Origin of the sequence: Sphaerospermopsis aphanizomenoides BCCUSP55 (genome assembly GCF_001586785.1) — a bacterium.
In the GTDB taxonomy this organism is placed as follows: Bacteria; Cyanobacteriota; Cyanobacteriia; order Cyanobacteriales; family Nostocaceae; genus Sphaerospermopsis_A; species Sphaerospermopsis_A aphanizomenoides_A.
The window spans coordinates 1-11,382 of record NZ_LUFH02000144.1 but is presented as its reverse complement, the minus strand read 5'-3'; the positions used below and the strand labels follow the sequence as shown (position 1 = coordinate 11,382).

Genomic DNA, 11,382 nt, shown 5'->3' with positions numbered 1-11,382 from the left:
CCACACCCCACACCCCACAACACCCCTACTTTTAAAAAGCTGACTGCCCAGTGCTATAAAATGAGAGCAGCAAAAGACGAATCCGAAAACAAGCACACTCCATGCGTATTTCTCTAAATTGGTTAAGTGAACTGGTAGAAATAAAACTTAGTCCGGAAGAATTAGCCGAAACTCTGACCATCGCAGGGTTTGAAGTAGAAGATATTGAAGATCGCCGCACTTGGGCTAATGGCGTAGTTGTGGGGAAAGTGCTTGAACGTCAACCACACCCCAACGCTGATAAACTGAGCGTATGTACAGTAGATATCGGTGCAGATGAGACATTAAATATTGTTTGTGGTGCGGCTAATGTCCGTGCTGATATTTATGTCCCAGTTGCCACTACAGGAACATATTTACCAAATATTGATTTAAAAATTAAACCCGCCAAACTCAGAGGTGTCCCGTCTAATGGCATGATCTGTTCTTTAAAAGAACTAGGTTTACCAACAGATGCAGACGGAATTCATATTTTTTCCCCAGAAAATTTATCTTTGGGTAGTGATGTTCGTCCATTGTTGGGTTTAGATGATGTAATTTTAGATGTCACTGCCACAGCTAACCGTGCTGATGCTTTATCTATGGTGGGGATCGCTAGGGAAGTTGCAGCTTTAACTGGCGGTAAGTTGTCTATTCCGCAACCAGAAAATGTGACAATTGCCCAAAATACAGGAAATTTAACTGTAAAAATCCGCGAACCTCAAGCTTGTCCGGCTTACATCGGTACAGTTATTGAAAACATCAAAATTGCCCCATCTCCTGAGTGGTTACAACAGCGTTTGCGATCGGCTGGAGTTAGACCAATTAATAATGTTGTAGATATCACCAACTATGTTTTATTAGAACGGGGACAACCTCTCCACGCTTTTGATCAAGAGCGTTTAAAATCTGTGGCTGGTGGTGAAAATTTAACCATTGGTGTGCGCTTTGCTGATGCTGGAGAAAGTTTAAAAACTTTAGATGGACAAACCCGCAATTTATCAACCCAAAACTTATTAATTACTGCGAATAACAAAGCCGTAGCTTTAGCAGGAGTAATGGGTGGAGAAGAAACAGAAGTTCATAAAGGTACACAAAGCCTAGTTTTAGAAGCAGCGTTATTTGATTCTGTCGCTATTCGTCGTTCTTCCCGCAGTGTGGGATTAAGAAGTGAAGCTTCTGGTAGATATGAAAGAGGCGTAAATCGAGCCGAATTAGAAATAGCTAATAACCGCGCTTTATCTTTAATTAGTGAATTAGCATCAGGTGTGATTATTCAACAAGAAATTTCTGATTCTCGTCCTGATCCTTCCACTTGGTCTCATTCCATCTTCCTACGTTTAGATAGAGTTAATGAAGTCCTAGGTCCAATTGAATCGGGACAAGAAACGGTAGAAATGGAAGCAGAAGATGTAGAAAAAATCCTCACTGCTTTGGGATGTGAATTGGTGAAAGATGAGGAACGAACTTGGAATGTGAAAGTCCCTCCTTATCGCTATCGTGACCTAGAACGGGAAATTGATTTAATTGAAGAAATTGCCCGTCTTTATGGTTATGACAAATTCTGTGATACTTTACCAGATAAAGCAGAAGCTGGTTATTTATCTTTAGATCAAGAACTACTCCGCAAAATTCGCGCTTATTTGCGGGCTGAAGGTTTGACGGAATTAATGCACTATTCTTTAGTCAAACCAGGGGAAGATCAACAAATTGTACTTTCTAATCCTTTATTTGCCGAATATTCAGCACTGCGAACTGATTTAATAGCTGGTTTAATTGACGCTTGTCAGTACAATGTTGAACAGGGAAATGGGGTACTAAATGGTTTTGAAATTGGGCGCATTTTCTGGCGAGAAGAAGAAGGTTTAGACGAAGCAGAAATCCTGGCTGGGATCATGGGTGGTGATTCTACCCTTGGTAAATGGTCGCGTGGTGGACGGGAACAAACTTTAACTTGGTTTGAAGCTAAGGGAATTTTAGAAAGTGTATTTCGTCAATTGAATTTGTCGGTAGAATTTCAACCAGAAAATCGAGATTCCCGCTTGCATCCAGGACGTACCGCTTCTTTATGGATACGTGGTGTCAGATTGGGTACTTTTGGACAAGTTCATCCCCAACTACGACGAGAAAAAAGTTTACCAGAAGCCGTTTATGTGTTCCAATTAAGTTTGGATGTGCTGTTGAATGCGCTGGATGATGATCAAGTTTTAATTCCCAAATTCCAGACTTTTTCTACCTATCCGGCCAGTGATAGAGATATTGCCTTTTTCTCTCCTGTGAAGGTAACAGTTTCGGAAATTGAAAAGGTAATTACTAAAGCAGGTAAAGGTTTATTAGATTCTGTGGAATTGTTTGATGAATATCGTGGAGAGAATGTGCCAAGCGGACAGAGAAGTTTAGCTTTTCGTTTAATTTATCGTTCCAGCGATCGCACTCTCACCGATGCAGAAGTTGAACCAGTCCATAATAAAGTTCGTGAAGCTTTAGTGGAGAAATTCGGCGTGAGTTTGAGAAGTTAAATTTTGGTAATGGGTAACGGGTAATTGGAGATTGGTAATTATTGTTTATTTACTAATTGCCAATGTTCATTACCATCAATCTTCTTGTGATATCATTGTAAGTAATAGTAGTGTTTAAAAACTATAAAATCTGTAGTAAATGTTAAAACAGAGGAAAAATTATGAATTCTACTGAATTAAGACAAAAAATTGAACAAAATTTATTAACTATTTTCCCAGAAAATTTAAAGTTAATTGATGAATTTGTGGAGTTTATTAAATATAAACAAGAAAATAAACAAGAAACAAATTTAGCAGAACCAACAAACTATAGACCGGCTTCTGGTCGTTCTATTTTACGTCATGCTGGAACATGGTTAGGGGATGATTTAGAAGATTGTCTTCAGGTAGTTTTAGAAACTAGAGGTAAAGTAAAAATCAATAATCGGATTAATCCTTTTGAGTAATATAATGTATCTTTTAGACACTAATCATTGTAGTTTAATTTTTTTGAAAAATCAGAATGTTCTTGATTATATCCAGGAAGTTGGAGAACAAAATCTAGCTACTACTATTATTACAGTAGGTGAGCTAACTTATATGGCAGAAAATTCTCGTTATCAGGCAGAAAATTTAACTCGTCTTGAGGAATTTTTAGCAGATATTAAAATTTATTATATAGATGATGAAACTGCTAAAATTTATGGACAAATAAAATCAGGATTAATTAATAAATTTGGACCCAAGCAAAAAACTAAACGTCAAACGACTAAAATCTCTCAATTAGGTTTTGATGAAAATGATGTTTGGATAGCAGCAATAGGAATTCGTAATCAATTAACTTTAGTTTCGGCTGATACTGATTTTATCAGAATCAAAACTGTTATTAATTTTTCTTTGGAAAATTGGCGTGGTAATTGATCAAAGTTATGAAAATAAAGCTCAAGCGATCGCACTATGAAGTGAGGAGATTTATTACGCCATTTACAGGAGTGCGGTTGTGAGTTTATTCGTGAAGGTTCTCGACATTCTTGGTGGTGGAATCCTGATAAAAACAGGATATCAGCCATTCCGCGACATCAAGAAATTGATGATATTCTCGCTAAAAAGATTTGTAAGGATTTAGGGATACCTTTTACCAAATGACAGGACATTTAGGTTCTTGAGTACCTGTTATACCAAACTATTATTTCAACATCAAAACTACTCAAAAACAGGCGACCAAATTTCAGAAATTGCTACTTCAAAACCAGGTAATAAATCAGGAAGCGTTAAAATATCACCATCTTTTAAAACTACTGTTTCACCACTACGAGAAACTTCTACTGTTCTGGTTTTGGGATTAATTAAAATGCCAACTTGTGAACCTAAATTAATAAAATCTTGAATCTTTTTTCTCAGTTTATCTATAGAATCAGTTTTAGATTTTACTTCCACTACCAAATCAGGAACTAATTCAGCATAATCTTCTGTTGATTGTTTAAGCCTATCAGCACGGACAAAAGAAACATCCGGCGCACGCAAATCAGAATTAGGTAATTTAAAACCTGCACTAGAACCAACTACACGGCCTAGTTTACGAGGTCTTACCCAATTTCTTAACAAAGCTGCAAACTCAGTACCTACTTCTTCTGATTCATAACCCGACGGACTCATAATAATGATGCTCCCATCTACTAATTCCATGCGATAGTCTGGATATGCTAACTGTATTTCTTCTAGTTCTTTCACGGTTAAAGACATAGGTTTGCTCCTGAAATACTACGGAAATACTCTATGGATGATTATTAATTGTGGCATTTTATTATTAAATTGTTTAACCAGTTAAGAAACAACATCATGCCTAAATATGTAATGTGGGGAAGCTACTGCGAAGACGTTTTAACCAAACGTGAACCTCATCGTCAAGCGCATTTAGAAGGATTAACAAAACAAAAAGAGTCTGGTGTATTAATTACTCTTGGCCCCACTAAAGATGTCACCAAAGTCTTTGGTATTTATGAAGCCGAAGACGAAGCTACTGTGCGCGCATTAGTTGAAGCTGATCCTTATTGGCAAAATAGCATCTGGACTGAATATACCGTTAAAGAGTGGATTCAGGTTTTTTAATATTTCTGTGTATACATAGACAATTAGACATTTGTAAGCATAAATTCCCTGGCTTCTTCAAGACTTCAGGGATTTTTCCACATCCACAGAACAATAAATGCTAACCAATGATAATGATAATATATTTCAATAAGCTTTAGTATTTTTTTATGTTTTGCTTTCTGGCACTATAGGCTGTAACCCTGATATTAAAGAGTTTTTACAGAAAATCATCTTCAGTGATGTTGACCTTGACTAATGAATCAGGTTAAGAGAAACTTACTAATAACAGATGCAACCGCTGATAAGAAAATTAATTTTTGTAAAGATTCTGAGATATATATTTTGAAAGATGGAACATTATTGAACAAATGGCAACTTTGTTTCTAAGTTCCTTCTGACATTTTCATCAACTGTGCTAAAGCATTAAAGTTCAAGGGTACTATCGAGGTTGGCTTTCATAGCATGGAAACATTAGAATTTATCATCTATCCAGACGGTCGAGTACAAGAAAAAGTCACTGGTATTGTAGGGGCTTCTTGTGCAGAAGTTACAGCAGCAATAGAGGCGCAACTAGGCCATGTACTCAGTCAAGAGCCAACCTCAGAATTTTTCGCTAACCAAAATATACAGGAATCCAGTGTAGCGAATACACAAACCGCATTCAGCGAATGGTAAGTTTTCCCACTAGTTTAGTTTCTACTAATTACAAACCACCATGTCACACTTTAGCCAAATTAAAACACAAATCCGTAACCTAGAATCCTTACAAGATGCGCTTTCTGAGTTGGGGATCGACTGGAAGCCAGGACCCCATGAAGTGCGCGGTTATCGTGGTCAGACCCATCCTGCCGAAGTTACCATTGAGCAAGAAAACGGCTATGATATCGGTTTTAGATGGAATGGCAAAGAATACGAATTAGTAGCTGACCTACAATACTGGCAACAAGATTTGTCTGTAGACGGATTTTTGCGTCAAGTGACTCAGCGTTATGCTTATCAAACAGTAGTGAAAGAAACTACTAAAGTAGGCTTTCAAGTTGCTGAACAACAAAAAAATGAAGATGGTTCTATTCGCTTAGTTGTACAACGCTGGAGTGCGTAATGTCCCAATTGCAGCCGTCACTAGAAGAATTAGACAGTAATCGTTCCGGTTTAGAGCCAGAATTAGGCGGTTTTTTACGAGATGAGCCAGAACGTTCAGGTTTAGAACCGGAACTAGGCGGCGTGCTGCGACAAAAAGGCGTTTATGTAGATGAAATTACCTGTATTGGTTGTAAACATTGCGCCCATGTTGCCCGTAATACCTTTTATATTGAACCAGATTACGGGCGATCGCGTGTCATTCGCCAAGATGGTGATGCAGAAGAAGTAATACAAGAAGCTATAGATACCTGTCCAGTCGATTGTATTCACTGGGTTGATTATACAGAACTGAAAAACCTGGAAGAAGACCGCAAATATCAGGTTATTCCTGTAGTTGGTTATCCAGTAGATCACGCTGTAGCGACTACAGAAAAACGTCGTAAGAAACAAAAGTTAAACAAAAAACGACAATAAAATCCTATTATCAAGCAATTAACACTTTGACAGGCTGGGTTTAAATTCCAGCCTTTATTTTTTGTGCAGTTTTTTTTACTATAGCCGTAGACAATACCGTTAGGACATGAACCAAAACTAAAACTTAGACACTCAAAGGCTTTTAGAACTGTCACCTGTCACCTGTCACCTGCTTTATGTACCTCCACAAAAAATAATTTAAAATAACGAGCTATTTTGCGGAAATTTCTGTAAAATCGAAATCTCAATTAAAAAATCGTAGTTATTTAAACTTCTGCCCACCAGTTACAGGTTACAGGAAGTTTAGTAAATGGGTCTGTTTTAAAGTTGTAAAAAATAAATTTGGATTTTGGTTTGCGTATGTTTCGTAGGCTAACTGTGTTATTTATAGTTCTGGGTGTTTTGCTGATGGGCTGTTCTCCACCAACCACTGCTAAATCTCCCACTCCGACCTCAGAGTCCCAGTCCCAAGTTCAAACAGCAACAAATAAAGGTCAAAACTTGCCAATTTCTGCTCAAGCCACCGTTCCCAAAGGAACAAAAATTAAACTAGAAGTGGCAGAAACACCAGAACAGCAAATGATGGGATTGATGCATCGACCTGCTTTACCAGATGATCAAGGGATGCTGTTTGTATTTCCCTCAGCCCAACCAGTCAAATTTTGGATGAAGAATGTACCTGTAGCTTTGGATATGGTCTTTCTTCAAAATGGAGTAGTCAAATATATTAAAACTGCCGCACCACCCTGTAAAAAAGAACCTTGTCCCACCTATGGGCCGAATGTACCAATTGATCAAGTAATTGAATTAAGAACTGGAAGAGCTACCGAATTAGGCTTAAAGGTAGGTGATAAGGTCAACATTGAATTCTTAAAACCTCAAGCTTCTTAGTTAACTGTTAACAGTTATTAGTCTTTTACCCTACACCCTGTTCCTTGTGTGAAGATTCTGTCAAGTTTGTATGAAGAGTTTTTGTAAAAAAACTATTCCGTAGAATATTAACAATAATAGTTAAGAAGTTACTGTTTACCAGTAGCACTGATAACATTAAGCGTTTTTATTCCCCAGTTATAGCAACAGCCAAGATGGTTATGACATCAACAGATGATAAAACCCAGACAGTAAAAACCTTTTAATTCTGTCACCTGTCACCTGCTATAGAATTCGGCTTCAAAGTTTAGTTAGAAAAATCTTCCTTTTGACATAAGTGTAAACAGTCATCATAGAGGAACATAGGCTATGGAATCTTGATTACCACAGATGTAATTAGATCCACATCAGAAAAGTAAACCGGATTAAGCCAATTTAACGAAGGGGCGGAAACACAGCACATTGCAGCTAAGTGAGGTAAAAGTTCTAATCACAAAGCTATGTAGCAATAGAGTTTTACTACTGTTAGCCTAGGTTACTGCTATGTATACACTGAATCACAACCACTAATAAATCCTGTATTGATAGCTACTTAGAATTGAAGCAAACAAGCCTAATCAAATTTGCTTTTCTGCACACAATTCTGGGCATATTAACGAAGGCAGGTGGTAGGAGGCCGTTTTTGTAACGTTGATTTATAGCAACAGCCAAGGTGGTTAGAACATCAACAGATGATAAAACCCAGACCGTAAAAGCCTTTTAACTCTGTCAACTGTCACCTGTCACCTGTCACCTGTCATATACCCTACTTCAAAAACTTTTCACCTTAAAAGGTGAGGTTTGAGAACTGATTGTTTCGATAAAAATAACTTGCTCTCAGAAAAACAATAAAATTATCAGTTTGAAAACAGAATGCGACAGATTCAAACCACTAAACCCCGATCAAATCCTACCTAACCAATTTTTAATTTTTAATTTTTAATTGGTATGACCTGTGCTGAAAAATCGATCCAGTTACAGCGCAGTGACACATAAAATACTGGCTTTAGATCACTGATAAAAGAGGTCAAGATATATGATAATACACTCTACTCAAGGAGGTGAGATACAAATGGCACCATCAAGATATTCTCGTTTAATTAATTTTCTCCAAGAAGATTTGGCAATTTCCACAGCTTCTTTAGCTGTAGCACTACGCCACCGGGAGCAAGATACAGGCTCTTTAACCATGATCCTGTGGCAGTATGGCTTGATTACTCTAGAACAGTTAGAAAAAATTTATGATTGGCTAGAGACAGCGTAGGTCAGCAATAAGAATTTTTAAATTTTTAAATTTCCATTGCTGATAACTACAATATGGCGGCTAACTGTAGACAAATTAAATGTGGAACGGTTGAGCTACTTGAGGAGAATTTGATGTATGTCAAATCAACTCTGCCCTGTGCAAAGTTTGATACATAGAACGGTTAACTCAGAAAGTCTTTACTCATTGATTTCCAAAATAAAAGAGCGAGTTGTTTATTCAACCCGCTTTTTTAATGTCAGAAGTCAGGGAACAGGGAATAGGGAACAGGTGACAGGTGACAGGTGACAGAAAGAGGGCAAAAGGCAAAAGGCAAGAGAAATGAAGAATAAAGAACAAATTTTTCTTCCCCTGCTTCCCCTGCTTCCCCTACTTCCCCTGCTTCCCCTACTTCCCTACACCCTACACCCTTTTCTTCACTGTCACCTATTCTTTTATCCAAAAACCTTAGCTGCTGCGGCGATACCAGCACCGGGGGTAAAGTTTTCATAGCCAACTTCTGCAAGCACAATTTCCAAAGATGCTATACAGCTAAGAATATCCCGATCGCTTACAAATCCTAAGTGACCAATACGGAAAATTTTATTACTCAGATGGTCTTGACCACCAGCTAAAGCAATATCAAACCGCTTTTTCATCAATGACCGAATTTTATCCGCTTCCATTCCGGGTACTGATACAGCGGTAATAGCTGGACTAGCGCATTCATCAGCGGCAAACAATGGTAAATTCAAGGCTTTCATTGCTGCACGAGTCGCATTCTTTTGGCGTTCATGACGAGCAAAGATTGATTCCAAACCCTCTTTTTTCATCATCCCCAAGGTGGTGTGTAGTGCCACAATTAAGTTAACTGGGGGAGTGAAAGGAGTTGTATTTTTAGCAGTTGATTTGCGGTATTTACCTAAATCTAAATAATATTTTGGCAACTTCGCAGTTTTGTAAGCTTCCCATGCTTTGGGACTCACAGACACAAATCCTAAACCTGGGGGTATCATGTAGCCTTTTTGGGAACCGGAAGCAACTACATCCAAACCCAAAGCATCAACAGCAACATTGTATGCACCCAAGCTGGTGACAGCATCAACAATAATTAAGGCTTCACCATGTGCTTTTACATGACTGTTGATAGCTGCCAAATCATTAATTACACCAGTAGAAGTTTCGCTGTGAGTGATAATGACAGCTTTAATTTCTTTGTTAGTGTCAGCTTGCAATATTTCCCCAAACTTAGCAGGGTCTAAAGGTTGTCCCCATTCTGCGGTGACAACTTCCACATTCAAACCAAAAGCTTGACCAACTTCTACCCAGCGTTCACCAAATTTACCGTTAGAACCAACTAAAATGCGATCGCCTGGTGAAAGGAAATTAATAATACCCGCTTCTACCGCACCAGTACCGCTCACATTCAGCATTAATACATCACTGGTAGTTTGGTGTAGCCATTTCAGATTTTCTGTCACCTCCCCCATCATGTTGCTGAATTCAGCAGTGCGGTGTCCGATGGGGTGCTTGGCCAATGCCAGTAAAGCTGCTTCTGGAACAGGAGTTGGTCCAGGAATCATCAACATTAGCTTATTGTCCATTATCTCTATCCTAAAAATCCAATAAGAGTCAAAATTGTCTGAGGATGCTTTAATCTGATGGCAAATTTTAGAACTTTATCTACCAATTCAGTCAGATTCTCATCAATTGATCCTACCTGAGAGGTTGACCAATTCTCTGTGTATATCAATCAGGAGTGACTATTTTTTCCCCAATATGATTGAGTGACCAACGATGATCAACTAGCAAAGAGGAAGCTTGACAAATTTCCTCTAATCGCTTTTGTTGTGCCACGGCTTTTCGCAGGGTAATAATTAGCTGACTGACTTCGTGCCGTAAGTCCTGATTGTTATTTACAGCACTCATCGTTTGCTTTTCTAACAGTTGCAGTATAAGTTCGTAGTGGATAGGCGCTGGTAAAGGAAGTTGCTCCATGAAATTCATATAAAATTGCTAATGTGAGATTTTAGCTTAAAAAGAGTTTATCTCTTACCAACTAAATTGTTACATAGCAAACAAAGTTTGTGGTTATTCGTCATGGGTAATTGCTAAACAGTTTCCAGTTTCCAGTCCACTTTTACTGTTTTTTACCAAAAAGGTTGGTAATTGCCAGTTGTGGATCTGGTTGTTTGACTAATGACTCACCAATGAGTACAGCAGATGCGCCGGCTGTTTCCACCACGTTTAAATCTTCTGGAGTATGAAGTCCTGATTCACTAACAACTAAAATATTTCTTTCCTGTAATTGACTACCTCTATCTCTGAGTAACTGACAAGTAGTTTGTAAATCCACAGAAAAATCTTCTAAGTTGCGATTATTTATACCGACTAAGGAAACACCATCTAAAGCTAAAACCCTATCCAGTTCTTCTAAATTATGAACTTCAATCAAAGCTGCCATTTTGAGGTTATTAGCAATTTTGACAAAATACTGTAAATCTTGATCACTGAGAATTGCTGCTATCAATAAAACCGCATCTGCGCCATTAATTCGCGCCAAATACATTTGATAAGGATAAATGATAAATTCCTTACATAATAATGGCAAATCTACGGCAGCACGTACTAGAGATAAGTTTTCAAACCCACCTTGAAAAAACTTCTTATCTGTGAGGACAGAAAGACAACTCGCGCCACCTGCTTGATAGGATTTAGCAATTTCTACAGGGTCAAAATCTGCCCGTAAAACCCCCTTACTAGGAGAAGCTTTTTTTACTTCTGCGATCAAGGCTGGTTTAGTTTTACCTTGACGTAAGGCAGTCACAAAATCACGGGTAGGAGGTGCAGACAAAGCTTTTTGCTGCAATTCTCGCAAAGGCAGCTTTTCCCGCATTTGTTCAACTTCTATTTCCTTTTGCCAAACAATTTCTTCCAAAATATTATTTGGGGCTGCATCTTCTAAAGCTACTTGGTAGCGAACAATAGAGACATCAATAGCTGGACTTGGGGAACGACGACGGATTTGCATTTCGGAATAGGGGTGTAAGGGTGTAAGGGTGTAAG

At 38.2% G+C, this 11,382-nt stretch carries 13 protein-coding genes and 1 pseudogene; 10 read left to right on the top strand and 4 right to left on the bottom strand.

Annotated elements, in window-relative coordinates; translation table 11 throughout:
• Positions 1 to 101 precede the first annotated feature (101 nt).
• From pheT to A0J48_RS24480, 4 genes and pseudogenes are all read left to right on the top strand, one after another.
• Positions 102 to 2,537, top strand: coding sequence for a phenylalanine--tRNA ligase subunit beta (gene pheT / locus A0J48_RS24495; protein WP_200327194.1), 2,436 nt, complete (start codon positions 102 to 104; stop codon positions 2,535 to 2,537).
• 161 nt (positions 2,538 to 2,698) lie between these two features.
• Positions 2,699 to 2,983: a hypothetical protein gene (locus tag A0J48_RS24490; RefSeq protein WP_200327193.1), complete on the top strand. Its 285-nt coding sequence runs from the start codon at positions 2,699 to 2,701 to the stop codon at positions 2,981 to 2,983.
• A 4-nt stretch (positions 2,984 to 2,987) separates the two neighbouring features.
• Positions 2,988 to 3,437, top strand: a complete 450-nt coding sequence (locus tag A0J48_RS24485; RefSeq protein ID WP_200327192.1) for a type II toxin-antitoxin system VapC family toxin — start codon at positions 2,988 to 2,990, stop codon at positions 3,435 to 3,437.
• Positions 3,438 to 3,497: 60 nt separating this feature from the next.
• Positions 3,498 to 3,662: pseudogene (locus tag A0J48_RS24480) on the top strand (type II toxin-antitoxin system HicA family toxin); the annotation flags it as partial.
• Between the two features lie 57 nt (positions 3,663 to 3,719).
• Here the strand turns inward: A0J48_RS24480 and A0J48_RS24475 are convergent.
• Positions 3,720 to 4,259, bottom strand: a complete 540-nt coding sequence (locus A0J48_RS24475; RefSeq protein ID WP_200327191.1) for a Uma2 family endonuclease — start codon at positions 4,257 to 4,259, stop codon at positions 3,720 to 3,722.
• Positions 4,260 to 4,355: 96 nt separating this feature from the next.
• Here A0J48_RS24475 and A0J48_RS24470 point away from each other — a divergent pair, with 96 nt between their 5' ends.
• The 6 genes from A0J48_RS24470 to A0J48_RS24445 all read left to right on the top strand — a co-directional run bounded on the left by A0J48_RS24470 (position 4,356) and on the right by A0J48_RS24445 (position 8,337).
• The gene (locus A0J48_RS24470) at positions 4,356 to 4,625 is read left to right on the top strand and encodes a YciI family protein (RefSeq protein ID WP_200327190.1); all 270 of its coding nucleotides are present in this window, start codon (positions 4,356 to 4,358) and stop codon (positions 4,623 to 4,625) included.
• 444 nt (positions 4,626 to 5,069) lie between these two features.
• Positions 5,070 to 5,282 (top strand): DUF2997 domain-containing protein, encoded by a 213-nt coding sequence (locus A0J48_RS24465; RefSeq protein WP_200327189.1) that lies wholly within the window; start codon positions 5,070 to 5,072, stop codon positions 5,280 to 5,282.
• Positions 5,283 to 5,322: 40 nt separating this feature from the next.
• Positions 5,323 to 5,709: a DUF1257 domain-containing protein gene (locus A0J48_RS24460; protein WP_200327188.1), complete on the top strand. Its 387-nt coding sequence runs from the start codon at positions 5,323 to 5,325 to the stop codon at positions 5,707 to 5,709.
• A complete protein-coding gene (locus tag A0J48_RS24455; protein WP_200327187.1) occupies positions 5,709 to 6,164 on the top strand; it encodes a ferredoxin in 456 nt (151 codons plus the stop codon). The genes A0J48_RS24460 and A0J48_RS24455 overlap by 1 nt, the downstream gene beginning before the upstream one ends.
• Before the next feature lie 360 nt (positions 6,165 to 6,524).
• Positions 6,525 to 7,055 carry a DUF192 domain-containing protein gene (locus A0J48_RS24450; RefSeq protein WP_200327186.1) on the top strand — a complete coding sequence of 177 codons (531 nt, stop codon included), beginning with the start codon at positions 6,525 to 6,527 and terminating at the stop codon, positions 7,053 to 7,055.
• Between the two features lie 1,054 nt (positions 7,056 to 8,109).
• Positions 8,110 to 8,337 (top strand): DUF2949 domain-containing protein, encoded by a 228-nt coding sequence (locus A0J48_RS24445; RefSeq protein WP_200327185.1) that lies wholly within the window; start codon positions 8,110 to 8,112, stop codon positions 8,335 to 8,337.
• A 434-nt stretch (positions 8,338 to 8,771) separates the two neighbouring features.
• Here the strand turns inward: A0J48_RS24445 and A0J48_RS24440 are convergent, their stop codons facing one another.
• From A0J48_RS24440 to trpC, 3 genes are all read right to left on the bottom strand, one after another.
• On the bottom strand, positions 8,772 to 9,920 hold the full coding sequence (locus A0J48_RS24440) for a pyridoxal-phosphate-dependent aminotransferase family protein (RefSeq protein ID WP_200327184.1): 1,149 nt from the start codon (positions 9,918 to 9,920) through the stop codon (positions 8,772 to 8,774).
• 145 nt (positions 9,921 to 10,065) lie between these two features.
• Positions 10,066 to 10,314, bottom strand: coding sequence for a DUF5340 domain-containing protein (locus tag A0J48_RS24435; protein WP_200327196.1), 249 nt, complete (start codon positions 10,312 to 10,314; stop codon positions 10,066 to 10,068).
• Between the two features lie 142 nt (positions 10,315 to 10,456).
• Entirely contained in the window at positions 10,457 to 11,347 is an 891-nt protein-coding gene (trpC, locus tag A0J48_RS24430; RefSeq protein WP_200327195.1) for an indole-3-glycerol phosphate synthase TrpC, read from the bottom strand.
• Positions 11,348 to 11,382 lie beyond the last annotated feature (35 nt).

What these genes read in the sequence shown, in the direction of transcription:
- pheT (WP_200327194.1), top strand. Translation starts at nt 102, where the DNA reads ATGCGTATTTCTCTAAATTGGTTAAGTGAACTGGTAGAAATAAAACTT.
- A0J48_RS24490 (WP_200327193.1), top strand. Translation starts at nt 2,699, where the DNA reads ATGAATTCTACTGAATTAAGACAAAAAATTGAACAAAATTTATTAACT.
- A0J48_RS24485 (WP_200327192.1), top strand. Translation starts at nt 2,988, where the DNA reads ATGTATCTTTTAGACACTAATCATTGTAGTTTAATTTTTTTGAAAAAT.
- A0J48_RS24475 (WP_200327191.1), bottom strand. Translation starts at nt 4,259, where the DNA reads ATGTCTTTAACCGTGAAAGAACTAGAAGAAATACAGTTAGCATATCCA.
- A0J48_RS24470 (WP_200327190.1), top strand. Translation starts at nt 4,356, where the DNA reads ATGCCTAAATATGTAATGTGGGGAAGCTACTGCGAAGACGTTTTAACC.
- A0J48_RS24465 (WP_200327189.1), top strand. Translation starts at nt 5,070, where the DNA reads ATGGAAACATTAGAATTTATCATCTATCCAGACGGTCGAGTACAAGAA.
- A0J48_RS24460 (WP_200327188.1), top strand. Translation starts at nt 5,323, where the DNA reads ATGTCACACTTTAGCCAAATTAAAACACAAATCCGTAACCTAGAATCC.
- A0J48_RS24455 (WP_200327187.1), top strand. Translation starts at nt 5,709, where the DNA reads ATGTCCCAATTGCAGCCGTCACTAGAAGAATTAGACAGTAATCGTTCC.
- A0J48_RS24450 (WP_200327186.1), top strand. Translation starts at nt 6,525, where the DNA reads ATGTTTCGTAGGCTAACTGTGTTATTTATAGTTCTGGGTGTTTTGCTG.
- A0J48_RS24445 (WP_200327185.1), top strand. Translation starts at nt 8,110, where the DNA reads ATGATAATACACTCTACTCAAGGAGGTGAGATACAAATGGCACCATCA.
- A0J48_RS24440 (WP_200327184.1), bottom strand. Translation starts at nt 9,920, where the DNA reads ATGGACAATAAGCTAATGTTGATGATTCCTGGACCAACTCCTGTTCCA.
- A0J48_RS24435 (WP_200327196.1), bottom strand. Translation starts at nt 10,314, where the DNA reads ATGGAGCAACTTCCTTTACCAGCGCCTATCCACTACGAACTTATACTG.
- trpC (WP_200327195.1), bottom strand. Translation starts at nt 11,347, where the DNA reads ATGCAAATCCGTCGTCGTTCCCCAAGTCCAGCTATTGATGTCTCTATT.